Raw genomic sequence first — 24,036 nt, 5'->3', positions numbered from 1 at the left:
GGAGGGAAGGGGGATTAATTTTTTTTACCAATTCAAGACTGAATGGTCTGGAAAAACGTTTTTTTTGCTCGTTTTGGAACGATTGATCAAATTTTTTTAATCAAATCAGACTGTTTGGTCTGAAAAAATTAATTCGAGGTGATTGCGATGACAACGGTGACAGCAATTATGGGGACGTTTATGAAATCAGCCGGTAAGCCTTACCTTCAGAATTACATCTCCGTGATTGAAACGAAAGACGGCAAAATCGTGCACTACAAGGATTATTGGAATCCGTTGGTTGTTCTTGCAGCGCTCGGCGACGAGAGCGGCCAGTAGGATGCTATAAAAATTTTTCTTACGATAAGGAGCTGACAATCGTATGGCAGAAGGCAAAAAAATACTAATAACAGGCGGAAACGGCAAGACAGGAAGCCGAATCGCCCGGCGGCTCGCGGAGCTAGGGCATGACGTGCGCACAGCCGGCCGCGGTAAATCCATTTTCGGCAGCGCCATCGAGCATGCGTACTTTGACTGGTTCGACGAGAGCACCTTCGGTCCGGCTTTGCAGGGCGTGGACAACATTTTTTTGGTCGGACCTGTCGCCGTGATGGAACCGTTCAACATCATGCTTCCTTTTTTGCATAAAGCGGTAAAATCGGACGTGCGGCGGATCGTCCTATTAAGCAGCGCTTCCGTGCCCGAAGACGGGCCAGTGTTCGGCAAGGTGCATCGGGAGCTGCGACGAATGGTGCCAGAGTGGGCGGTGCTTCGCCCGTCGTATTTCATGCAAAATTTCATGGAAGGCCATCACGCGGCAACCATCAAGCGTGACGGAATCATCGTCACTGCCACGGGCAACGGCCGTGTCGGATTCGTCGACGCCGACGATATTGCGGAGGTAGGGGTGCGGGCATTGATTGATGAGCGGCCGCATAATACCGATCATATCATCACTGGTCCGCAGTCTCTAACCTATGCGAAGGCGGGGGAGATGATCGGCGCAGCTACAGGTTTGACGATTCGGCATGTGCATACGGATACCGAACAGCTGGCGGCCGGATTCATCCAAGCCGGCATGCCCGAAGATTATGCCTTCTTCCTGGCGGGCTTGGATCAAGCGATTAAAGAGGACGGAACGGAGGATCTGGTTACCGACGTTGTAGAGCGCCTGACCGGACGTCCGCCAAGATCGTTCGAGGATTTTGTCCGATCCAACGCCTCTTTTTGGAAGAGTACCTAACCTAAAGCGTTCCGAAGGACCGGACATTGTCTGCACATGAACAAAGATTGTATAATGAACTATACAAGTTACAGGCTAAAACTTTACGGGAGGACATGCCAATGAAAGAGCAATATGTGTTCCGTTAAGTCCGAGGTCCCCCGCCGTATCCTAATTCGCACCTTATAAAACTTTAACTTGGGAGGACGAATATGGATATTTTGATCAGAGAACTGACGGCGGGCGACGGAGAGCGATGGATGGATCTGGATGGAAGCTTTATTGTGGATGCTACCCTTGTTCTGTCATTAACAGGACAGCGGATCGGGTACACGGTGAAAGAGGTACCTGCTTATCAGAAAAGCTACGCCGATGAGCCGTTTGCGGAAGAGGCGGAGGAGGATTATTCGGACTACATCGGCAACCCGGATCAAATCGTCTATTTGGCGTTCGCAGATAATGAGGTCGCGGGGCACATGATTTTGAAAAAAAACTGGAACCAGTATGCCTATATCGAAGACATTAAAGTTGACGCCCGTTACAGAGGCTGCGGCATCGGCCGCAAACTAATCGAGCAGGCCGAGCGCTGGGCGAAGGACGGCGGTATGCCAGGAATCATGCTGGAGACGCAAAGCAACAACGTCCGCGCATGCAAGTTCTACGAAAGCTGCGGTTTCGTCATCGGCGGGTTCGATTCTTACGTCTACAAAGGCATCGATCAACAAAGCGATGAAATCGCGATCTACTGGTATCTGATGTTCGAATAAGGCGCTTAGCGCCGGTTAACGAAGAGGATTAGAACACAAGGGAGGAGGAGGGGGCTTGCGCAGAGTAACGTCGAATAAGAAGAACATGTTAGTGTCTTCATGCCTGTTTTCTGAGAAGGATACGAACGCCAGACTTCGACGGATGGCTCAATGTTAAGCTATCGGGCAGGATAGTTGAAAAGCTTCGCGAATTCTTCAAGTAAGGGGTGCGAAATAATGAGCGATGTTGTAAATGGATATTTAGAAGCAATGCAAGCTATAAACGACCGACCCGATCACGGATACACGTTTGAATTTTTGAAAATGAAAGGAGCTCGAAACGCAGTAGATGCCAGTAAGCAACATTTTGGTGCTTTATGCAATGGTACTCTCAATGAAATCGACATCAATGGATTAATAGGTATTTTGGAAAGATGGTTCTATGAAAAAGGTTACGCGAGCAAGGATTACCGCGTAGAAAAATTTTGCGAACTATTATCCCATCATTTGGGGGATGATGTTATTTACTACCATGTGGGGGCGGTTTTAAACGGTTATTATAATGACGCTGATTGCATTACGTTCCAAGTGAAAAAGCCTCATGGCATGATTTATTATGGACTTGAGCTTGGCGTGAATGATTAATAATTCACCATTTAACTTCGAAGTATAACGGAATGGCTATTTATTTTGTAGACTGGATTTCGTTCAACGGATACGATAGCTTAATAAACCGCCTTTAGTTGCTGATCCCGAGCGATTGGCCGATCGTCAGCGTCAGTGATGCGGCAGCGGATGCCTGCGGCCAAAGCCTTGCGCAGCAGATGGACATTGGCGAGCGAATGGTCCCATCGGGAACCAAGCACGCCCAGCAGCACAATCTCCCCGGCTTTATGTTCGAGTGCCTGGGTGAAGGCCATCTCCGTGTCGGCCAAGTCTTTCCACACCGGATCGCAAGCGACTTAAGCTAGCAGGCAGCTGAGTATGTCGATTAAACAATAGGAAAATCTCTTACATATGACGAATATAAAAATGCAGTCTTATAAGAACAGGCTACGCTTACAACGGTCGGTTCTCAAGCATAGAAAGGGTCTGGATAAGAATGATTGGAATCTTAGCAGGAATGGGACCCAAATCTACGGGTCCTTTTGTTGATTGTGTGGTTGACCAATGCCAACAGATTTATGGTGCCAAGCATGATATGGATTTTCCCCATATGATGATCTATTCATGTCCAACCCCTTTTTATATGGACAGGCCAGTCGACCATGCTGCTATGGAGAAGGCTATTATTAATGGCGCCCAGAGGTTGGAACGCACAGGTGTGCAATTTATCGTAATTCCTTGCAATACGGCACATCTCTACTATGAAAATATAAAAACTTCCGTTTCTGTACCGGTGTTAAATATGGTGGATGAAACCATCCTCAAGTTACCAAATAGCGCCGAAAGAGCCGCGTTGTTAGCTACACCTGCCACGGTTCAATCCGGTATTTATCAACAAGCTTTGCATAAACTTGGCGTTGATCTTCTACATCGGGATCACTGGCAACATTGGGTGAATGCCATGATTACCAGTATAAAGGCAGGTCAAATTCAGGAATCAATTATTCTATGGCAACGATTGCATTTAGAGTTAGTGGAGATGGTAGATATAGCCATACTCGCATGCACCGATTTAAATGTTATTACTAAAGGTAAGCAAACAGAGCTTGCCATAGTTGATTCATCATTGTGTTTGGCACAAGCTACAGTGAAGAGGTATATATTAGAAGGTCACACTTAATCAACTAACGAAGAACGATGGCTCAATAAATGCGGCGGCAGTCTATGAATTATTTTCAAGTCCTTAGTCCGCCGCTGTTTCATTTTGCATTCAGTCTATTACTTTATTTTTTACCGGACATTAGCGCCGGTTTACGAAGAGGGTTAGAACGCAAGGGAGGAGGGGGAGGCTTGCCAAAAGAAAAGTCGGTTTTCCTACGCTGAGGATTACCGACTTTTTGGTTTTTGTATTCAGCTATCGTTTGGTCTCCACAATTAAAAAAATCTAGCCGTATTCGCCGCAGTTGCAACGGCTTCCATCACCCGATAAAAATCATAAGCATGACTGGCCTGATAAGAGACCGTCGTACTATTGGACTTCAGGTACACCCCCGGAATGTTGGAAGCAAGCTCAGCCTGACCGGAATGAAACAACTCGATTTGAACCTCCAAAGGAACCTGCATCTCCAAGGGGGAGAGCTGCTGTATTTTCCCCAAAGCTTCTTTCGTTCTCGTCATAAGCTCTGAACGGCTTTCTTCAAGAGACAGGCAGATTGCGGCCGTTCGGGATAGCGATCGTTTCACGATGGCTTTTACCGTATCCGGCAATAACAGTTCAGTCTCTTTAGCCGCAGCTTCGTCTCCTGTTACGAGGGCTACCGGAATTCCTAGCAATCCTGCATAGATCGCGTTGAACCCGATCTCGCCCACATCGATGCCGTTCACAATCAGATTTTTGAACCAGTACGTATGGCTCAATACCCCCGGTGTCCCGTGGCGCGCATGATACCCTACAAAAATAACAGCCGAGAAAGTGGAGTCTAATCCCGCCATCATATAATCTTGACGAGGAAACCCGGTGAACAGCTTGGCTTTCGGGTGCAGCTGCTCCAACCTCAGGTTATTGCCGGAGGAGTGGCTGTCTGCAACGACAACCTCAGTTGCCCCGCTTTCCAAGGCAGCCTCAATGACGGCATTGACGTCGTGCGCCATGAGGCGGCAACCGGCTTCATAATTGGACTCCCCGGGGTGTAGAAAGGTAGGATCAACAACGCCGGATAACCCCTCCATGTCAGCAGAGATGAATATTTCATTGGATTATCCGATTAACGGGGCCTGATGTCCCAACGTCCCTTCCACATCGTTTCCCTCTTTGCGCCAATATTCAATTCCACCCAGCATTTCTTTCACCTTGAATCCGAGACCGGATAAACGGGCTGCTCCTTTGGTGCCTCCATTGCATGCGGGCCCCCAGCAATAAACGACAATCAGCTGATCTTTTGAAAAGGAGGCTGTCGTTTCTTCGTTGATTTCGTGAGAAGGCAAATTAATCGCTCCGGGAATGTGACACTCTTCATAGGCTTTTGCACTGCGAACATCGATCAGTAAAAAATTGTTGACGCCATGTTTCATGTCGTAATGCACATCGGCCACATCAGTTTCGACTGAGAGCTTGTGCATATAATGGCGATGGGTGACCTCAGGGGAAGCGGGCGGTGTTTCAAGTACGAGAGAGAAAAGCTGTGGCATGATTGGTAACCTCCAATAGTTGTATAGTTCAATTTCTTGAATTTACTGTACCATACTCCTTTACATTGGAGTTATCGATAGAATTCGATACATAACTTCATTGATTTTGATAATTCGGTGGACCTATCCGTTCCAAGAAACCGAGAAACGCTTTCGATTTCCATTTTTTCTTTGAGTAGATGAGCTGCGTATAAAATTTGCAATCCGGATGTTGAAACGGTACAGCGATCAATTGTCCCTTCATCATTTCTTCCGTAACGACCATTCGCGGCAATAAAGCTACCCCCAGACCATAAACAACGCATTGTTTGATCGCTTCAATATTTCCGAACTCATACGATAATGTATAGTTAACCTGACTGAATTTGAGCGCCTTGAGAAGCATAGCGCGATAAGTGCATCCCTCTTCCGTTATGATTAAGGATTCATTATCTAAATGGTGAACTTGGACTTCATTCAAATCTTTAAATTTATGTGTGGGATGGGCGACAATGACCAGTTCTTCTTCCCTCAGGATCTCACTATGCAGCTCAGGATCGGTAAATAAAGCATCGAGTATAATCCCGATATCTAAAGAACCTTCTTTAACCGCCTCGATAATGAATGGCTCGTTTGACGGTTGAAGATTAACATGGATTTCGGGGTAAGCCTGTCGATAACTTTGCAGGTATTGGGGGAGAAGATAGGCCGCTAAAGATTCCACCGATCCGATGGAAAGCGTCCCTCTGGATTGCCGTGAAAGGACTTCTTTTGACTCTTCATGCAAACTTAAGATGTTATTCGCATAGGCAAAGAGAGTCTCACCGGCGATCGTCAACTTCATGTTTCTTCCGTACCTCTCTAATAGAACAACGCCATAAGACTCTTCCAGCTTCTGAATCTGTGTGGTTATGCTTGACTGCGCATACCCGAGTAATTCAGCCGCTCGTGTATAACTTCCGGACTTTGCCACTTCCCGAAAGGTTTTTAAATAGGTTAATTCCAATGAAACCATTCCCCTTTTCAGAGTTTCGAGATACCAGTTACCGAAAATTTCGTAGAAACACATTCTATGATATCATGTCTTAGGGAGACAGGACACATGGATAAAAGTTCAAAGGACACGCCTGACTTCGACGGATGGCTTACTGTTGAGCTATCGAATAGTTGAGAGACTTCGCGAATTTTTCAAGTAAGGGGGCGAAATAATGAGCGATGTTGTAAATGGATATTTAGAAGCAATGCAAGCCATAAACGACCGACCGGATCACAGATACACGTTTGAATTTTTGAAAATGAAAGGAGCTCGAAACGCAATTGATGCCAGTAAGCAACATTTTGGTGCTTTATGCGATGGTACTCTCAATGAAATCGACATCAATGGATTAATAGGTATTTTCGAAAGATGGTTCTATGAAAAAGATTACGCGAGCAAGGATTACCGGGTAGAAAAATTTTGTGAACTATTAACCCATCATTTAGGAGGTGATGTTATTTACTACCATGTAGGAACGGTTTTAAACGGTTATTATAACGACGCGGATTGCATTACGTTCCAAGTGAAAAAGCCTCGTGGCATAATTTATTATGGACTTGAGCTTGGCGTGAATGATTAATAATTCACCATGTAACTTCGAAGTATAGCGGAATTTGTAGCCTAGATTTCGTTCAACGGATACGATAGCTTAATTAACTCGCTGATTCTAACTTCCTATGTAACAGCTCCACTAGCGGTTTCGTCATCGGTGGGTTCGAAGAAGAGGGGAAAAGGGGATGGCTTGCGTAAAGCAAGCACGCTCCCCCTTGCAGGGCTTATCCTCTTATTTCATTCAGTTCCCTGCTCAAATGCTTAAGTGTCGCCGCACGTTCCTGTGCTTCTTGCCGGTCAAACAAGAGCTGCTCCATAAACTCCCAAATATCTTCCAATTTGCGTCTGTACCGATAAAATTGCAGCACATCGGGGTTGATGGCAAAATCGGGATGCACCTGCCGATAGATAGGTACAAAATCATCGTAATCAGGCTCGTCAACGAAAGACATCAGATCGGCTTCGACAGGAGCTAATTTCAGCCCTTCCCAGTCAATCAGCACCAGCTCCCGGTCGGTCTGCATCAGATTCCACGGATGAAGATCGGTATGGCACAAGGCCATTCTTAAATTTCGGTTCTTCAACTCCGCAGACAGCTTCTCAACGGTATCCGCCAGTTCTTCAACTTGTTTCAGGTGAGGGGTTATTAATTCCTTTAAGTCATGAGGAAGCGTGCAAACCTCCCGATCCAATGCAACCCTCAACTGCGGCAAAAACGGAACAGTAAAGTCTTCCTTAATCGCCTTCGTTTCCACCGGAATTTCTTCACCGTACAAATGAAGCTCCGCAATCATGTTCGAGAGCTCGCCAATTTGTCTGGCGGTTAAAGCTTTCTCGCCAATCGTCTCTCCCTCGATATATTCGTACAGCAAATAAATCCCGTCGTCATCTTCACATTTGTAATCGCCGGTTTGGGTCGGCACGGGTACGGGAAGCTTGCCTTTCAAACCGCTATGCTGCATAAGCCATACCGTGATGGGCACATATTGATCAATGAGCGCCGTCCATTTCGGAGTCGACGCGCGGCTTTTTTCGTAAGCCTTCAAGAAGAAGGCCTGCTTGCCGCAGTATACTTTAAAGGCAAGTGCCGCCCAGCCGCCCCGTTGTGGTAAAATGTTAGTAGCATCCAGATCGTAGTGTTCTTTCAAAAGGTTTGGGATATTGTCCATAAGCTCCTCCTGCAAAAATTTGTAGCTTTATTATAAACCATGACAAGGCATAGGGTCCAAATCCGATACAGGAGATTTACAAAATGATGCATTAAGTTTACAAAACAAGTTGACAAAAAAGAAGGGAAACCATACAATTTTAAAATAATAAACTAAAAATTGGTTCGTACTACGGGAAGAAAGAGAGATCCGATGAAAAAACAAAAAGTAACTACCCACGATATATCCAAGCTCCTCGGCATATCGCGCAATACCGTGTCCAAGGCGCTTAACGATCATGCAAGCGTTTCGGAGCATACGAAGCAGAAGGTGCGAGAAGCGGCCGCCAGTCTCGGCTACAAATCCGTGGATGCAACGGCAGCGGAGGAGACGGAGGCGGCAAGCACGACGGCCAGAGGCGGCATCGCTTTCATCACGAACATATTTACCCCTGCCAATAACGGCTTCTGGATGGGCGTCATCAAAGGAATCGAGGAGATCACGGCCAAGAACAACTACGGGCTGCTGTTCGATTTCATCAAACCGGACGAGCTTGCCAAGCTTTCGCTGCCTTCGTGCGTTGTGAACCGGTCGGTGAACGGCCTGATCGTCAGCGGCTATCTCAGTAAGGAATATACCGATCTTCTGGCCTCCGTCGATTTGCCCAAAGTGTTTCTCGATGCCCGTCCGGACCTTTCGTTTTCTGCGCTGTACGCCGATATCCTGCTGGTGGAAAACGAAGACAGCGTATTCGATATGACGACCCATCTGATCGGGCGGGGGCACCGTCATCTGGGATTCGTAGGCGATATCGCCAGCTGCCGGTCGTTTATGGAACGGTGGCTCGGCTTTAAACGGGCGGTGCTCGACGCGGGCTTGACTCTGGAGCCGGACTACTGCGCTACGGGGCCAAATCCGTCCCAGTATCATCATTACGACGATATCGAAAACGCATTCAAACGCCTCGAAGCGTTTCCGACGGCTTTCGTATGCGCGAACGATACGATCGCCATCCGCGTCATTCAATATTTGCGAAATAAGGGCTTTCAGGTGCCGGAGCAAATCGCCGTCACCGGGTTCGATCATTCCGAGCATGCCGATTTCGTCACGCCTGCGCTGACCACCGTACACTATGACGAGAAGGATTGGGGCCGCCGCGCGGCTGAAGAGCTGCTGTGGCGCATGAACAACCCTGCGCGGCCTTACGAATTGGTCCGTCTGGGCACGAAAGTGATCTACAACGATTCAACCTCAACGGTACCGGCATCCTTGCCGGTCGTGGCAGCCCCAAGCGCTTCCCTCTAAATCGATGCGATTTTGCACACTGTAATATTACAAAACGTAATTTTGTAAACGATAATGTGAAATTATTGTTTACAACGTTGCGTTTTTTGTTTATGATGAACCTAGCAGTTTTGTAAGGGTTTACATTCTCTTCTTACAGGAGGTCATCCGTTTGAAAAAGTTAAAAGCTTTTGTTCCTGTAGCATTCCTTACCGCGAGCCTCGTTGCCTGCCAGAACGGCGGGAGTAACGGGGCGAACTCCGCCGACGGCGCCGGGCAGTCCAAGCCGTCAGACGCTTCGCTTAACCTTTCGATGGCTTTAATGGGCGGGGCAAAAACGCCGAATTCCTGGGCGGAAAAAGCGCTGGAAGAGGATCTGACGAAGGCGCTCGGAAAACCGGTTGCGCTTGAGAGCGTTTTCCTGCCGGGATGGGAAGATGCGCAGACGAAAATCAATTTGAATATGAGCGACAAAAGCACGATGCCCGACATTCAGTGGTGGTACGGCATGGACAAGGAATACACGAACTGGGTGAAATCCGGCGCGCTCGTTGACCTCGTGCCTTACCTCCAGAAGCACGGCAAGACGATTTTGAATTACTATTCTCCGGAAACGATGTTCTATTCCTATGAAAAAGGAAAAATGTACCGCCTGCCGGGAGACGTAGCGGAAGCGACCTCCATGACGACGATCATCCGCAAGGACTGGCTCGATAAGCTCGGGCTGAAGGTGCCGACGACGGTGGATGAATACATCGAAGTTTTGAGAGCGTTTACGAAGCGAGATCCCGACGGTAACGGCAAGGACGACACTTACGGCCTGTCCGGTCCCGGAATCGCAGGCTCGGCGGAATATCGCACGTTCGCGCCGATTTTCTTCGCTTACAAGTCGATTCCGAACGAATTCATGGTACAGGCCGACGGAACGGTCAAATACGGCGCAGTGCTTCCGCAGACGAAAGAAGCTTTGAAGGTTTTGCAGAGCATGTATAAGGAAGGGCTCATCGATCCGCGGACGATCAGCAATACGGACGCCAACAAATTCGAGGAAATCGCCGCAAGCGGCAAAGTCGGCTCCTTCTACCGCTGGATCGCTTATTTCAACCCGTCCAGCACGCTGTACAAATCGTTCAAGGCAAACAACCCTTCGGGCGAGCTGCTCGCGATTCCTCCGATCAAAGGGCCGGACGGCTTCAGCTCGGATTATCCCGAAGCGGTCGGAGGCTGGTGCTTCATCAGCGTGACCAGCAAGGCCAAAGATCCCGCAGGCGCGGTTCAAGTGCTGAATCGGATCGCATCTCCCGAAACGTTCAAGCTGGTCAGCTTCGGCAAGGAAGGCGAGCATTACAAGATGGAGAACGGCCAGTTCCAATCGCTCCTGACTCCGGACGAACAGAACAAGCTCGGTATCGGCAACTACACCTGGTATTTGAGCCGGAAGGACGAAGCGAACATTTCCAACATTCCACAGGTGATCGATCTGTTCAAGAAGGGCGAGGCGACGTCCAAGCCGCTGCGGGAGCTGGTGGTCCGGTTCAAGACGAACGAGCGTCCGGCCTTCAAGGAATACATCAAGGATATCGAGAAAGTGCGGGACGAAGTGTTCTACGGCATCATTTCCGGCAAGAAAAGCATCGACGAATTCGATAAGTTTGTCGACAAATATTATGCGATGGGCGGCAAAAAGGTAGAGGAAGAGGCGAACGCCCTGTACAAAGCGCAAAAGCAGGAGTATGCGGAATTTTTAACATGGTATGACAAAGAAATCAAGCCTTACAAATAAGGGGGAAAACCTCTTGCTAAAAGATCTGGTCAGGGACAAGTACTTATATTTGCTGCTGCTGCCCGGTATGCTGTTCATCATCGTGTTCAAATATATCCCGATGTACGGCTTGGTCATTGCTTTTCAGGAATATAACATATTGCAGGGCGTCGGAGGCAGCGACTGGGTCGGGTTGTACCAGTTCAAAAAGCTGTTCACGATGCTGGACTTCACAAGCGTGTTCAAGAACACGTTGATCATCAGTACGCTGAAGCTGATCTGGGGCTTCCCGGCGCCGATCGTGCTGGCGCTTTTGTTAAACGAGGTCAAGCAGCTCGTATTTCAGCGGTTCGTGCAAACCGTCGTTTACTTGCCTCACTTTATTTCGTGGGTTATTTTTTCTGGGATCATCATCATCTTTTTGAATCCGGTGGACGGCCTTGTCAATCAGGTGATGGGGTGGTTTGGTGGAGAGCCGGTCGACTTCCTGATCGAAAAATCGTATTTCCGCTCCATTCTGGTCGCTACCGATATTTACAAGGAGGTCGGCTGGGGGACGATCATTTATTTGGCGGCCATTTCGGGCATCAACCCGCAGCTGTACGAAGCCGCCATTGTGGACGGGGCGGGTAGGTTCAGGCAAATGTGGAACATTACGCTTCCGTCGATCCGTCACGTGATCATCATCCTGTTCATTCTCAGTCTCGGCAACATTTTGGACGCTGGATTCCTGCAAACGCTGCTGCTGTACAATCCGCTGGTTATGGATGTGGCCGATATTATCGACACGTACGTATACCGCAAAGGGATTGTCGATGCGAGCTACAGCTTGGGTGCGGCTGCCGGCGTATTTAAGTCGGTCATTGCGCTGATTCTGGTCGCAGCTTCGAATCAATTGGCGAAAAGGTTCGGCGAGGAGGGCTTATGGTGAGGAAGCTGAAAAGAAAGCCGTCCGCCGGAAGCCGGCTGTTCCAAGCGGCCAACACGCTGTTCATGCTGGCGCTCGTCGTTATCATGCTTTACCCATACTGGTACGTGATCATGTATTCGTTGAGCGATGCGAAGCTGGCGGGAAGCGGCGGATTGTTCCTCCTGCCCAAAGGTTTCTCGCTTACCGCTTACGAAACGGTGCTTGGCAATGCGGCCGTGCTGTCCGGCTTCAAGGTTTCGCTCATCGTTACGCTGGCGGGCACCTTGCTTGCCACGTTCGTTACGGCGGCGACGGCGTACGCGATTTCGAAATCGCGCTTGCGGGGCCGGAAGCTGTTCACGCTGATGATTTTGTTTACGATGCTGTTCCAAGGCGGCATGATCCCCGGTTATTTGCTCGTCAAGGAGCTGGGCATGCTGAACTCATATTTGGCGCTCATCCTCCCGTCGGCCATCGGGGCGTGGAACATTTTCATCATGCGCAGCTTTTTTGCCGGAATTCCGGCGGAGGTGGAGGAGTCGGCTTACATCGACGGGGCGAATGATCTGGTCATTTTTTTCCGGATTGTGCTCCCGCTGTCGAAAGCGGTGCTGGCCACGATTGCCTTGTTTATGGCCGTCATGTATTGGAACGATTTTTTTTCCACGATCCTGTATATTTCTTCGAAGGACAAATGGGCGCTGCAAGCGGTATTGCGGGACCTGCTGACCAATACGTCGACGGCGATGCAAAGCCAGGGCATCAGCATCGCCTACCAGCAGGAGATTAGCGAATCGACGATTAAAATGGCGAATATCGTGGTCGCTACGCTGCCGATCTTGATCGTCTACCCCTTCGTGCAAAAATATTTCGTCAAAGGCGCGATGATCGGTTCCGTTAAAGGTTAGAAAGGAGTCAGCATGGACAACGTTATCGTATTGTATGATCCGGAGTTCCCTTTCCTCGGGGAACGAATGGACGAAGCCGGCCTCGAACGGCTGTCCGGCGTCTTCCGCGTCGTTTCGGCGGAGCAGCTGCCGCAGGCGCTCGCGGACATGACAACCGGGTGTCTGGTGAATCTCCATGCCCCTTATTTCCCGAAGGAGGCGTGGGGCGAGATCCTGGATTTTCTGCAAAAGGGAGGTGGGCTTGTCAGCATGGGCGGCGTCCCGTTCCGCGTTCCGGTCTATCTCGAGAACGGAGCATGGTGCGCAGAAGCCGAACAAACGGCCTATCACCGGCAGCTTCGCATTCACGAAGCGATGACGGTCGATCCTGCTCCGGTCGCGAAGATGGCGGCCAGCGAAGAGGTGCCTCTGCTGCGCGGTCAAGAGCCGCTTTTTGAGATTCAGCCGACCTGCAGCCTCATTCTCCACGTGACGCACCATGACGATCAGCCGCACGAAAGCGGCTCGGCTGGACCGATGGATGCGCATTTGTACCCGCTCTTGAAAGGCATTTCGTCCGAGGGCAGGGAGGTTTCCGCTCCCGTGGTGCTGTTGGAAAATACGAAAGGCGAGTTCGCCGGAGGCCGCTGGCTGTTCGTTCACCAGCTTGCGACAGCGTCGTTCTGGGAAAATGGCGGGGTAGCGGCTCTTGCGGAGTGGGCGGCGTTCTGTGCGCTCGGCGTGACCGAGCTGACGCTGAAAACGAACTACGCCACTTATGAGCCGGGCGAGCGTCCGAAGCTGAAGCTGCAAATGCAGGGCCTGCAGCGAACGGATGAGACGGCTTCGGCTGGTCGCTCCTGGCGCTTTGCCATCGAGGTGCGTCGGGAGAGCCGGACAGCGGAAGCGGCGAGTGGTCCGGGGGAGCCGGTGTGGTCGGGTGAAATCCAGGCCGCCGTCTCCCGGGAGCAGAGCTTCGCAGAGCTGCTGCTGCCGATCCCCGTTGAGCCGGGGCTGTATGAGATTGTCTGCAGAGCGGAGTCCGACCTTGGCGAGGTCCGCGTGCTGCGGCAAGGCTTCTGGGGAAGGGACGAAGAGCTGCTTCGCACGGGCAGTCCTCTGCGCTGCGATCGGGATTACTTCTGGAAGGACGGCCGTCCGATGCCGGTGGTCGGCATGACTTATATGAGCTCGGATGTGGCGCGGAAATTTCTGTTTCTGCCGAACGTGTCGGTGTGGAACCGGGATATGGCGCAAATGCGGCGGGCCGGAATCAACCTCATCCGGACGGGGATCTGGACCGCACACCGACAGGTGATGTATGTCGACGGCCATCTGTCCGAAGAGGCGCTGCGTGCGATTGATGCGTTTATTCTTACGGCGAAAAGGCACGGGCTGGAAGTGAACTTTACATTTTTCGCGTTTGCGCCGGAGGCGTGGGAAGGGGCGAATCCGTATCTGGACCCGCGCAGCGTGGAAGCGCAGAAACGGTTCCTGGCCGGCATCGTATCGCGGCACCGGCACACGACGAACGTGCACTGGGACTTGATCAACGAGCCTTCGCTGTTCGATCCGAAGCGGGTGTTCGCAGGTCCGCGTCCGGTCCGCGATCGGGAGGAGCGTGCCGCCTATTCCGCCTGGCTACAGAGGCGGCACGGCTCTATCCGGCGGCTGCAGGAGCGCTGGGGCATGACGCCGGCCGAGCTGCCGTCCTTCGAAGCGGCCAGTCCACCCGCGCCGGAAGAGATCAACTTCGACGTGCACGATATGGCGAGAGGGAAAAGGGGGGCGCCTTGGCTCGACTACACCCTGTTTACGATGGAGATGCACAATGAATGGGTGCGCAGCTTAAGCGGGACGATCCGCGGGCTGCATCCCGGTGCGCTTATTACGGTCGGTCAGGACGAAGCGCTTGGCGGCCAGCGCCCGTCCCCACTGTTCTACGGCTCCGAGGTCGATTATACGTCGGTTCATTCGTGGTGGCTGAATGACGATTTGGTATGGGATGGCATTTTTACCAAAGTGGTGGAGAAGCCGAATCTGGTGCAGGAAACCGGTATCATGTATCTGGAGACGCCGGACGGGCGGGCGAAGCGGTCGGAGACCGAGCTGAAATATTTGCTGGAGCGCAAATATGCGTATGCGTTCGCTACTGGCGCCGCAGGTGCGGTCCAATGGATCTGGAACACGAATTATTACATGAACAACATTAACGAGTCGAACATCGGCGCCCTGCGGGCTGACGGTACGGAGAAGCCGGAGGCGGATGTTTCGCACGATTTCGGCCGCTTTATGAACGAAATCCGCGACTTGTTTACCGGCAGGAAACCGGAGGAAATCTGCGTCGTTTTTCCGTATTCGAACGATTTTTCGAACCGCAGGCTCGCCTGCGAAGCGACGGCGCGGCTGACCCGGGTACTTGCTTACGAGCTGAAATGCCCGTTTTTCGCCGTCGGGGAATACGACCTCAAACCATTGTCTGAGCGCTGTCCGAAGCTGATCGTCGTTCCGAGCGCGCACAATTTCAGCGACCGGGCGATGGAAACGCTCGTCGAGCATATTCGTACCCGAGGCGGGACACTGCTCTTCACGGGGCCGCTCGGGCTGGATGAATATTGGCGGCCGACCGGGCGTCTCGATGAGCAGTTTGGTCCGTACCGGGAAGGGAACGTGTGCCGGGAAGAGCGGCTGGTGATCGACGGGAACGCCCATTCCGTCTCGTTCGGACGACGCAAAATCGCCGAGCTGTGCAAAGGGATTCCGGAAGAGGATGCGGCGTCCGGCGGTATCCGGCTGACCGACGTCTTCTTAGGGATGGGACGCCTATTCTGGTGTCCGCTGCCGGTCGAATTGAACGATCGCACCGAACCGATTCGCGAGTTGTACAAGCATGTCATCCAGGCAGCCGGTGTACAGCCCGAAATGGTATGGCGGCAGGGCGGGGAGCTTGCAGGTATATATGGACGCAAGCTTTCGTTTGCGAAAGGGGCGCTCTTCGTCTTCGTATCCGAGTACGCTCATCCTGCAGATGTGGAGATTGAAGACCCGGCCAACGGCGCCAAGTACCGTTTTACGATTGAAGCGGAGCGTTCGGTCTTGTTCGCTGCGGACGTGACGGGCAAGCTTATTGCCGTGTATCGCGATAATGAAGTGCGAATCGAGCATCGGAACGAGCAACCGGCGTGGCTGTAAAGTACGGGAGCGGATATGGAATGAGACTGTGTGCAAGTGACAGTCTCATTTTTTTATATGCGAGGATGTGCGGATGGCCTTGTGCCTGCTATAGTCATTGAATTACAAGGTCATTTTCATTACTATGAATAGGGAAGGAGGGGCTTACGTTGATTGCTGCGAGTGAGATACTTTCGATTATAGGTGATGGTACGTTTTTAGAACGTGTTTTCAACAAAAATGTGGATTGGGACGCCGAATTGGACGCCCGGGATGAAGCTGGATTCGCTGAAACGTGGAGTTCCAGTTACGACAAGCTGGAAGCAATCGATTCGTCTGAAGATGCGGTGATCCGTGAAATCAGGGAGGCGGTGTTTAAGCAAACGTTTCGGATCACTCAGAGCCCGGAGCTGGCAGGGTATGCGTCGGACGACTTTGGTCTGATGGCCAAGGCGTTTGAGAATGGGATCGATATCGAATTTGTCAATAAGCTGTGGGATTCCTACACAAAAGGCAGCTTTCCGAGATAAGTAAAAACGAGGGATTCTAGAAGCTCTAATCCTGCTTAAGACACGACCTTTTAAGGCACGTGTCTTTTTTTATTTTGAAGCGGAATAAAAATTACCTCTTCACAACGTAACAATGTTATGTTACATTATTTTGCGAGGGAGTACTGACAGTGGGATGAAGATAGGAGGGGAGGTTTAGAAAACGATACTGGAAGGAGTGGGTTATTTGCAGAAGCTGAAGAACCATCGGTCTTTCGGTAAAACTGCTAATGTGTATTAACCCGCAGATTTGGCAGAGGCATCTCTGCATAAATACGTAGTCCTGTTTGCACAAAGCAAAAACGATATAACGTAACAATGTTTTAGTGATTCGAACCGCCCAATTCGAAAGAGGGCCGCCGGAAATTACAAGGAGGTTGGACAATATGGACAAACAACCGGAAAACGCTAAAAGCCCGAATCTTTTTCGCAATCGTTTCATGCAAACGATTCTGCTATCCAACATGCTGCTGCAGATCGGCATCTGGGTAAGAAATTTCGCGATTCTTCTCTATGTTGCAGATAAGACGAACAACGATCCTAGCTCCATTTCGCTGATCAGCGTTGCGGAATTTGCGCCTATCTTTATATTTTCGTTCATCGGAGGGACATTTGCGGACCGCTGGCAGCCGAAACGAACGATGATCTGGTGCGATCTGCTGTCCGCGGTCTCGGTTTTCATCGTGCTTGTAACGATTCACTACGGATCTTGGCAGTCCGTCTATATGGTCACTTTCATCTCGGCCATTCTTTCCCAGTTTACACAGCCTTCGGCCGTTCGGCTGTTCAAGCTTCATGTACCCGAAGAGCAGCTGCAGCAAGGGATGGCGCTGTTCCAGACGTTGATGGCGATCTTCATGGTGCTCGGCCCCATGCTTGGTACATTTGCTTACAGTACGTTTGGTTTGGAAACATCCGTAGCGGTTATGGGGGTGGCATTTCTGCTTTCCGCGCTCATCCTGACCCGCTTGCCTAAGGATCGGCAGGAACCGCAGACGGAAGCCGGAAAAGGGCAATTCCTCGAGCAATTCGTCGAGGGCTTCCGTTATGTCTGGCAAAGTCCGGTGCTGCGGATGCTTGGCGTTGCGTTCATTCTGACCGGTCTCTCTATGGGCATTACGCAAACGCTCGGCCTGTTCGTTGTCACGGAACGGCTTGGAAGCGATGAGAAATTTCTGCAATATCTGCTGATGGTGTACGGTGCCGCTATGCTGATCGGCGGCGGGCTCGTATCCGTGTTTGCCAAGCGGGTCGCGCCGCAGCTCTTGCTCGCTATCGGCATGCTCATCGGCGGCGTTTGTACGGTGATCGTCGGGTATTCGACAAGCATACCGGTTACGCTCGGAGTGCAGTTTTTGAGCGGGCTTGTGTTTCCTTGCATTCATATTGGCATCAGCACGATGATTCTGAAATGGTCGCCCACGTCGATTGTAGGAAGGGTTAACGGAGTTCTGAATCCCATGTTCGTCGGGATGATGGTCATTTCGATGTCTTTCGCCGGTGCGTTGAAGGATGCTTTTTCGCTAGTATCGATTTATACCGGCGCAGGGCTGTTGCTCCTGATCGGTGCACTGGCCATGATGGGGATCATGAACAGCAAAGCGCCGGAGCATGCGCAATCCGTATGACCGCAAGCCGTCGATATGAACATGAATGCGCATGAGCGGCATCCGAACCATAGAGCTTTTTCCACTCATCCTGCCTATCGGCAGGATTTTTTTCGTCAAGAGCATCACCTCCAGAAAAACAAAACGAAGTTGTGATTGCAGTCACAAACTGACGCTGCCGAATTCGCTACACTGTAAATACATTGAAAATAATTCTCATTTGGACCGGGCATTCGATCCGGCAAATGGATTGGGGGAAGAAGGATGAAGCGAAACGGAAACGTAGTGGAGCTGGATGTGCGGTCATTTTTGCGGCAAAAGCTGGAGCCGTTCAAGCAGATTATGGATGCGGTGAATGCGCTGGAGTCAGACGATGTGTTCGTACTGCATGCGATATTTAAACCTACGCCGCTGCTCGGGATCATGAAGGCGAAAGGATACGCCAACAAGGTCGAAAGCGTCAGCGACGATCATTGGATCACTGCTTTCGTGAGAGGAGCCGGGGCTCGAGCGAAGCTGGAAGCTATGTCCTTGCACTCCTTCGTCCATGCAGATGAGGAGGCCGGGTCATGAGCGGGAATGTCACTGAATTGGACAACCGGGGGCTGGAGCCCCCGCAGCCGATGCTGCGTACGCTGAAGGCGCTGGAGGACACGGGAAATGGGGACATTCTCATTATTCACAATGACCGGGTACCTATGTTTTTGATCGAGGAGCTGCGGCAGCTCCAGTATTCGTATGAGGTCGACCCGCAGCCAGACGGCACCGCCAAAGTCGCGATTACGAAAAAATAGCTTTCAGAAGATACTTGCTGCATGGAGGTGTAAAGCATGTTTCGTCTGCCGCTGTTATTTATTGCCACCGGAATTGCCAGCTTTGTTTTGTTCCATGCGGGATCGCTTGTCACCGCCGGAGGTTGGGTGCTGGACCATCCACGCAGTCCCGACGGCTGGTTTCGCGTCCATTTGCTGGTGCTGGATTGGGCGACGATGGTCGCGATGGGGGCGGTCTACCAGCTGATCGATGTCGTGCTTCAACGCCGCATTTACAGCCGCATGCTTGGCTATGTGCATTATGTATTTTTCACGGGAGGGACGGTCATCCTGCTGGCCGGATTTTTGCAAAGCCAGGTCGAATGGATCGCCGTCGGAGCCGTCGCCGCAGTCATCGGCATTCTGCTTTTTGTCTGGAACGTCGGGCGGACGCTGTGGGAGGCGAAGCGCTGGAATCCGATCACTCTAAGCACCGCCTGCGCGCTGTTGTATTTGGCATTGACCGGGCTGCTCGGCTTGGCGATGGGCTTAAACTTTGCGTTCCAGCTCTGGGCCGACCTGCATGAACGTCTGCTCGCCGCCTATATCTGGCTTGGGACGCTTGGCTGGTTCGGGCTGTTAATTACCGGCTTCAGCTACAAAATGCTGCCGATGTTTTATTTGTCCCACGGCGCCTCCGACCGGCCCCAGTATTATATTTTCGGACTGTGGAATGCGGCTGTCCTGCTGGGCGTAGGGGCTTTTCTAGTTCCGGGCGGGTCCGGACCGATGCTTGTAGGAATATTGCTGCTCGCTGCGGCGCTGCTCGTATATGATCGGCATATTCGAGACATTCGCAAGCACAGCCATAAAGCCTCGCCGGGGCGTGGGATTGTCTGGACTATATGGAGCGCCAGAGCATTGCTCATTTTTTGCATCCTAACGCTTTGCATTGGGCTTGCGGCACCTTCGCTGTTGAGTAACTTGACGTGGATCGTTATCGCCGGTTGGGTATACCTGTGGGGATGGGTGGCGGTTACGGTGCTTGGATACATGTCGAAAATCGTGCCGTTCCTATGGTGGACGCACAAATACGGCGATCAAGCAGGGAGGCCCGGGGTACCCGTCATGTCCGACCTCATCAGCGAGCGCAGCGTCGATGTGGGGATGTGGGTGATGGCTTTAGGGCTGCTGGTAACTGTGGCGGGCATGGGATTCATGGAACCGCGAGTGCTTGTCACAGGTATAGCGGCGTTATCCGCCGGAGCGTTGTTCTATATCGGCGTGATCGCCAGAGTATTTACAAGATAACTAGTACTTTTGCCCATATAGAGAGGAGAAAATGTCATGACAACACAAGTAAACGAAGATGTGGTTCGGCGGCAGCTGATGCTGGTGTTCGACCCGGAGCTCGGCGTAAATGTCGTAGACCTCGGTCTGATTTATGGTATTGACATCAAAGACGGACACATTGCGATCCGGATGACGCTAACCACGCCCGGCTGCCCGCTTCACGATACAATCATCGGCGGCGTGCGCCGTGCCCTGGAGGGAAAGCCCGGCGTCGCAAGCGTCAGCGTGGAGGTCGTATGGGAGCCGCAATGGACGCCGGAGCGGATGTCGGACGAAGCCAAACGTCAATTGAGCGCTTGGTAAGATCCGCGGAGAAGGCGGTCCGGCGAGCGGTTTACGAAAAAAGTAATGTTCCAAGCGGACGGAACCATCGTTTTTACGTTAAATTTCATGCCGGGCCAGCAGCTTCCCGTACACCGGCTCCGGGAAGCCAGGTCTATGTGTTGGTCGCCTGAGAAATCAGGCTTTTATTTTATCTTTTGGAGATGTGCTGGAGTGTGTTACATGAATGTCCTTGAAAAAAATAAATTGCTTCTGGTTAATTTTTGTATGATTAACGTTAATCGGTCAATTGGAATCGGTGCAAAATTCGTGTGTAAATAGGTGGAAGTTCCAAAACAAACAACTTTGCTGTACCATAGTTCAGGTGTTATCCAATTGCGCAATAAAAAAAGCCACATATCAATGCCAATACCCGTTATAAACGCGGTTAACAGCCCCAAAATTTCCGGTCTTTGTTTTTCCAAAAGTGCATTCAGCCTATCAATAGTAAAGCGATTATGATTTCCCAACTTCCGACCGTAAGCCCCACATTGATGGACAGTCCTACCAAAAGCGCATCAAAAGGTGAAGTTCCAAGGTCTGATTGTATGGTGAAAGCCTCTTTGTCAATTTTTTGTTGCAAATGCAATAAAGTTAAGTTAAATTTAATATAGTCCATTTTTATTGTATTTGCAACAAAATACGTGCTGTTGAGGAGTTCATTATGAAGGAAATTCTTCGTGAAATTGGAATGATCGCAAGGGCTTTAGATTCTATAAGTAATATCGAATTCAAAGAACATGACCTTACAAAAGGGCAGTATTTGTACCTTGTGCGGATATGTGAAAACCCGGGAATCATTCAAGAAAAGTTAGCCGAGATGATTAAAGTCGACCGTACAACAGCAGCTCGTGCGATACAAAAACTTGAAATGAATGGCTTTATTGAAAAGAAAGAAGATCAACATAACAAAAAAATAAAAAAACTCTTTCCAACGGAGAAAGGGGAAAATGTTTATCCCTTTATCAAAAGAGAACATGATTATTCCAATATCGTTGCATTGGAGGGATTTTCTGAAAAAGAAGCAGAAACGATGTTCAATCTTCTTCAAAGAGTAAGAAAAAATATAGAAAAAGACTGGGAATTTGTAAAAAAGGGAAACAAGAGAAATTATTGATGATATCAAGGAGCGACATACTTAAATGACGATAACTATAAAAAAGTGTACCCTTGAAGATGTACGCAAACTACAAGAAATTAGTTATGAAACATTTAATGAGACATTTAAGGATCAGAATTCGCCCGAAAATATGAATGCCTATTTGGAAAGGGCATTTACCTTAAACCAATTGGAAAAAGAATTATCCAATAGTTCTTCGCAATTCTTTTTTGTTTATGTTGATCATGAAGTCGCCGGATATTTAAAGGTCAATGTCAATGATGCTCAGTCTGAAGAAATGGGGGATGAATCACTTGAAATCGAGAGGATTCATATCAAGAAAAACTTTCAAAAACATGGGCTTGGTAAATATCTGCTAAATCAAGCGATAGAAATTGCAATGGAATGTAATAAAAAGCAAATCTGGCTAGGCGTATGGGAAAGAAATGAAAATGCGATTGCTTTTTATGAAAAAATGGGGTTTGTTCAAACCGGAGCCCACTCTTTTTACATGGGTGATGAAGAACAAATAGATTTTATAATGACCAAAACACTCAACTAACAACTAGTGAACAACGGCTACTGTCCGATCAAGGGACAGGGCTGTTTTTTTATTTGTATAGGAGGAAAACGCTATCTTTTCTTGAATATATAAGATGTCCCTTTAAATGGGTATTTACGCTTCGGCCACCATTTTGCCTGATCCACGACAGTTGTATTTCTTCGTTTGATGTCATACAATTTTGTGGTATTGGAGGTGGTCGGAAAGCAAGGTTGAAGCGGGAGAGGCGGTCTTTTTGCTGATCCGCATTTGAAGGAACATACATAGAATGGGGGCATTTTCTTGGAATCCAAGCAATTAGTCAGAGGACTGAAACCAAGGCATATTGAGCTGATTGCTCTCGGGGGCACGATTGGCGTCGGCCTGTTCATGGGGTCGGCCAGCACGATAAAATGGGCCGGTCCTTCCGTTTTGCTAGCCTATCTGCTAGCTGGCATCATTGTGTTTTTTGTCATGCGCATCATGGGAGAGATGCTGTTTCTCGAACCGGTCACCGGATCTTTTGCTACGTTCGCGCATAAATATGTCAGCCCTTTGGCCGGTTATCTGACGGCTTGGAGCTACTGGTTCTTGTGGCTGACGGTGGGCATGGCGGAAGTGACCGCGATCGGAATTTACGTCGGCTATTGGTTTCCCGACATACCGCAATGGCTGCCGGCCTTGGCTGGCGTTGCCATCATTGCAGCGGCCAATTTAGCGGCAGTCAAATTTTACGGGGAATTTGAATTTTGGTTCGCCATGATCAAAGTGGTCGCGATTGTCGCCATGATTGTGATTGGCACGGCCATGATCTTCTTCGGTTTGGGCAACGGAGGACAACCTATCGGTCTTTCGAATCTTTATGCGCATGGCGGCTTTTTCGCCGGAGGCTTGAAAGGGTTTTTATTTGCCCTCTGCATCGTAACGGCCGCTTATCAAGGCGTTGAATTGGTCGGTATTACCGCCGGCGAAGCGGAGAATCCGAAATTCACCTTGCGCAAAGCAATCAAAAATGTGATCTGGCGCATTTTGATTTTTTACGCGGGCGCCGTCTTTGTCATCGTCACGATTTATCCATGGAACCAGATCGGCGAGATCGGCAGCCCCTTCGTCATGACCTTTGCCAAGGTAGGCATTGTCGCCGCTGCGGGCATCATCAACTTCGTTGTTCTCACGGCTGCGATGTCGGGCTGCAACAGCGGGATTTACAGTGCGGGAAGAATGCTGTATACGTTGGCCTCCAACGGTCAGGCGCCTAAATTTTTCGGAAAAGTATCCCGGAGCGGCGTCCCGAGGAATAGCATCGCTACCACGATTTCATTGCTGTTGATCGGCGTTCTGTTTAATTACCTGCTTCCCGACTCCAAATTGTTCCTGTATATTTACAGTGCCAGCGTGCTTCCGGGCATGGTGCCGTGGTTTGCATTGGCCTTCAGTCAATTTAAATTCAGAAAAAAATGGAAGGATAGCATGGGAGAGCATCCGTTCAAATCCGTCCTCTTTCCAGTCAGCAACTATATCGCGATCATTTTCTTGTCACTCGTGTTAATCGGCATGTGGTTTAATCCGGATACCCGCGTATCGCTGATTGTCGGAGCGTCATTCATTCTGGTCGTCGTTGTGAGCTATTTTGTCTTTGGTATGGGAAAGCGGCAAAGAGTCGAAGCTGGAGAAAAAGAATAAAAACCTCTATATTATAAGACGCCGCCGAGCGAGCTCAGGTCATCCCCTGGGTCCGCCCGGCTTTTTTTATCGTTAAGGCTGAGAAGACTCCCTCTTCGACAACGGGGAGATGAATTAGCATCTCTTGTGTACGAGTGCGAACATATGTGCTATAATTGTAAT

At 50.1% G+C, this 24,036-nt stretch carries 23 protein-coding genes and 3 pseudogenes; 20 read left to right on the top strand and 6 right to left on the bottom strand.

Annotated elements, in window-relative coordinates:
• Positions 1 to 192: 192 nt before the first annotated feature.
• The 4 genes and pseudogenes from PEL01S_RS32365 to PEL01S_RS32350 form a co-directional block, all read left to right on the top strand.
• Positions 193 to 318 (top strand): annotated as a pseudogene (locus PEL01S_RS32365) (nuclear transport factor 2 family protein); the annotation flags it as partial.
• A gap of 43 nt (positions 319 to 361) precedes the next feature.
• A complete protein-coding gene (locus PEL01S_RS32360) occupies positions 362 to 1,222 on the top strand; it encodes an NAD-dependent epimerase/dehydratase family protein (RefSeq protein WP_127463127.1) in 861 nt (286 codons plus the stop codon).
• 191 nt (positions 1,223 to 1,413) lie between these two features.
• Positions 1,414 to 1,968 (top strand): GNAT family N-acetyltransferase, encoded by a 555-nt coding sequence (locus PEL01S_RS32355; RefSeq protein WP_127463126.1) that lies wholly within the window; start codon positions 1,414 to 1,416, stop codon positions 1,966 to 1,968.
• Positions 1,969 to 2,184: 216 nt separating this feature from the next.
• On the top strand, positions 2,185 to 2,592 hold the full coding sequence (locus tag PEL01S_RS32350) for a hypothetical protein (RefSeq protein WP_063184524.1): 408 nt from the start codon (positions 2,185 to 2,187) through the stop codon (positions 2,590 to 2,592).
• Between the two features lie 131 nt (positions 2,593 to 2,723).
• Here PEL01S_RS32350 and PEL01S_RS32345 read toward each other — a convergent pair.
• Positions 2,724 to 2,906, bottom strand: a pseudogene (locus PEL01S_RS32345) (thiamine diphosphokinase); the annotation flags it as partial.
• Positions 2,907 to 3,049: 143 nt separating this feature from the next.
• Here PEL01S_RS32345 and PEL01S_RS32340 point away from each other — a divergent pair.
• Positions 3,050 to 3,733 carry an aspartate/glutamate racemase family protein gene (locus PEL01S_RS32340; protein ID WP_063184522.1) on the top strand — a complete coding sequence of 228 codons (684 nt, stop codon included), beginning with the start codon at positions 3,050 to 3,052 and terminating at the stop codon, positions 3,731 to 3,733.
• A 254-nt stretch (positions 3,734 to 3,987) separates the two neighbouring features.
• Here PEL01S_RS32340 and PEL01S_RS32335 read toward each other — a convergent pair whose 3' ends face one another.
• The 3 genes from PEL01S_RS32335 to PEL01S_RS32325 all read right to left on the bottom strand — a co-directional run bounded on the left by PEL01S_RS32335 (position 3,988) and on the right by PEL01S_RS32325 (position 6,226).
• Complete coding sequence (locus PEL01S_RS32335) at positions 3,988 to 4,794, bottom strand: M55 family metallopeptidase (RefSeq protein WP_255320185.1); 807 nt, start codon at positions 4,792 to 4,794, stop codon at positions 3,988 to 3,990.
• A 15-nt stretch (positions 4,795 to 4,809) separates the two neighbouring features.
• The gene (locus PEL01S_RS32330) at positions 4,810 to 5,241 is read right to left on the bottom strand and encodes a rhodanese-like domain-containing protein (protein WP_063184520.1); all 432 of its coding nucleotides are present in this window, start codon (positions 5,239 to 5,241) and stop codon (positions 4,810 to 4,812) included.
• Between the two features lie 97 nt (positions 5,242 to 5,338).
• Positions 5,339 to 6,226: a LysR family transcriptional regulator gene (locus tag PEL01S_RS32325; protein WP_127463124.1), complete on the bottom strand. Its 888-nt coding sequence runs from the start codon at positions 6,224 to 6,226 to the stop codon at positions 5,339 to 5,341.
• A gap of 202 nt (positions 6,227 to 6,428) precedes the next feature.
• On the opposite strand from PEL01S_RS32325, the gene PEL01S_RS32320 reads away from it, so the two are divergent.
• A complete protein-coding gene (locus PEL01S_RS32320) occupies positions 6,429 to 6,836 on the top strand; it encodes a hypothetical protein (protein WP_127463123.1) in 408 nt (135 codons plus the stop codon).
• A 196-nt stretch (positions 6,837 to 7,032) separates the two neighbouring features.
• On the opposite strand, the gene PEL01S_RS32315 is transcribed toward PEL01S_RS32320, so the two are convergent.
• Entirely contained in the window at positions 7,033 to 7,977 is a 945-nt protein-coding gene (locus tag PEL01S_RS32315; protein WP_127463122.1) for a phosphotransferase, read from the bottom strand.
• 192 nt (positions 7,978 to 8,169) lie between these two features.
• Between PEL01S_RS32315 and PEL01S_RS32310 the strand changes: the two genes are divergently transcribed.
• The 11 genes from PEL01S_RS32310 (at position 8,170) to PEL01S_RS32260 (ending at position 20,533) form a co-directional block, all read left to right on the top strand.
• Entirely contained in the window at positions 8,170 to 9,261 is a 1,092-nt protein-coding gene (locus PEL01S_RS32310) for a LacI family DNA-binding transcriptional regulator (RefSeq protein WP_127463121.1), read from the top strand.
• Between the two features lie 151 nt (positions 9,262 to 9,412).
• Positions 9,413 to 11,023 (top strand): type 2 periplasmic-binding domain-containing protein, encoded by a 1,611-nt coding sequence (locus PEL01S_RS32305; protein WP_127463120.1) that lies wholly within the window; start codon positions 9,413 to 9,415, stop codon positions 11,021 to 11,023.
• A gap of 13 nt (positions 11,024 to 11,036) precedes the next feature.
• The gene (locus tag PEL01S_RS32300; RefSeq protein WP_082867080.1) at positions 11,037 to 11,933 is read left to right on the top strand and encodes an ABC transporter permease; all 897 of its coding nucleotides are present in this window, start codon (positions 11,037 to 11,039) and stop codon (positions 11,931 to 11,933) included.
• Complete coding sequence (locus PEL01S_RS32295) at positions 11,927 to 12,820, top strand: carbohydrate ABC transporter permease (RefSeq protein WP_127463119.1); 894 nt, start codon at positions 11,927 to 11,929, stop codon at positions 12,818 to 12,820. Before PEL01S_RS32300 ends, PEL01S_RS32295 begins: the two co-directional genes overlap by 7 nt.
• Before the next feature lie 12 nt (positions 12,821 to 12,832).
• The gene (locus tag PEL01S_RS32290) at positions 12,833 to 15,991 is read left to right on the top strand and encodes a beta-galactosidase (protein ID WP_127463118.1); all 3,159 of its coding nucleotides are present in this window, start codon (positions 12,833 to 12,835) and stop codon (positions 15,989 to 15,991) included.
• A gap of 149 nt (positions 15,992 to 16,140) precedes the next feature.
• On the top strand, positions 16,141 to 16,500 hold the full coding sequence (locus PEL01S_RS32285; protein WP_127463117.1) for an immunity protein PIM1 family protein: 360 nt from the start codon (positions 16,141 to 16,143) through the stop codon (positions 16,498 to 16,500).
• A gap of 404 nt (positions 16,501 to 16,904) precedes the next feature.
• On the top strand, positions 16,905 to 18,146 hold the full coding sequence (locus tag PEL01S_RS32280) for an MFS transporter (protein ID WP_174807045.1): 1,242 nt from the start codon (positions 16,905 to 16,907) through the stop codon (positions 18,144 to 18,146).
• Positions 18,147 to 18,389: 243 nt separating this feature from the next.
• A complete protein-coding gene (locus PEL01S_RS32275) occupies positions 18,390 to 18,698 on the top strand; it encodes a DUF2249 domain-containing protein (protein WP_127463115.1) in 309 nt (102 codons plus the stop codon).
• A complete protein-coding gene (locus PEL01S_RS32270; RefSeq protein WP_127463114.1) occupies positions 18,695 to 18,919 on the top strand; it encodes a DUF2249 domain-containing protein in 225 nt (74 codons plus the stop codon). Before PEL01S_RS32275 ends, PEL01S_RS32270 begins: the two co-directional genes overlap by 4 nt.
• Before the next feature lie 36 nt (positions 18,920 to 18,955).
• Complete coding sequence (locus PEL01S_RS32265) at positions 18,956 to 20,188, top strand: hypothetical protein (RefSeq protein WP_127463113.1); 1,233 nt, start codon at positions 18,956 to 18,958, stop codon at positions 20,186 to 20,188.
• A gap of 36 nt (positions 20,189 to 20,224) precedes the next feature.
• Positions 20,225 to 20,533, top strand: a complete 309-nt coding sequence (locus tag PEL01S_RS32260; RefSeq protein ID WP_063184509.1) for a metal-sulfur cluster assembly factor — start codon at positions 20,225 to 20,227, stop codon at positions 20,531 to 20,533.
• A 200-nt stretch (positions 20,534 to 20,733) separates the two neighbouring features.
• Here the strand turns inward: PEL01S_RS32260 and PEL01S_RS32250 are convergent.
• Positions 20,734 to 21,170 (bottom strand): annotated as a pseudogene (locus tag PEL01S_RS32250) (YczE/YyaS/YitT family protein); the annotation flags it as partial.
• Positions 21,171 to 21,215: 45 nt separating this feature from the next.
• On the opposite strand from PEL01S_RS32250, the gene PEL01S_RS32245 reads away from it, so the two are divergent.
• The 3 genes from PEL01S_RS32245 to PEL01S_RS32235 all read left to right on the top strand — a co-directional run bounded on the left by PEL01S_RS32245 (position 21,216) and on the right by PEL01S_RS32235 (position 23,874).
• Complete coding sequence (locus PEL01S_RS32245; RefSeq protein WP_063184508.1) at positions 21,216 to 21,668, top strand: MarR family winged helix-turn-helix transcriptional regulator; 453 nt, start codon at positions 21,216 to 21,218, stop codon at positions 21,666 to 21,668.
• Between the two features lie 25 nt (positions 21,669 to 21,693).
• Positions 21,694 to 22,212, top strand: a complete 519-nt coding sequence (paiA, locus tag PEL01S_RS32240) for a spermidine/spermine N(1)-acetyltransferase (protein ID WP_127463112.1) — start codon at positions 21,694 to 21,696, stop codon at positions 22,210 to 22,212.
• A gap of 282 nt (positions 22,213 to 22,494) precedes the next feature.
• Positions 22,495 to 23,874, top strand: coding sequence for an amino acid permease (locus tag PEL01S_RS32235; RefSeq protein ID WP_127463111.1), 1,380 nt, complete (start codon positions 22,495 to 22,497; stop codon positions 23,872 to 23,874).
• The last annotated feature ends 162 nt before the right edge of the window (positions 23,875 to 24,036 follow it).

The organism is Paenibacillus elgii NBRC 100335 (assembly GCF_004000865.1).
In the GTDB taxonomy this organism is placed as follows: Bacteria; Bacillota; Bacilli; order Paenibacillales; family NBRC-103111; genus Paenibacillus_G; species Paenibacillus_G elgii.
Note: the sequence above shows the minus strand (reverse complement) of the source record. Positions and strands in the feature narration are given on the sequence as shown.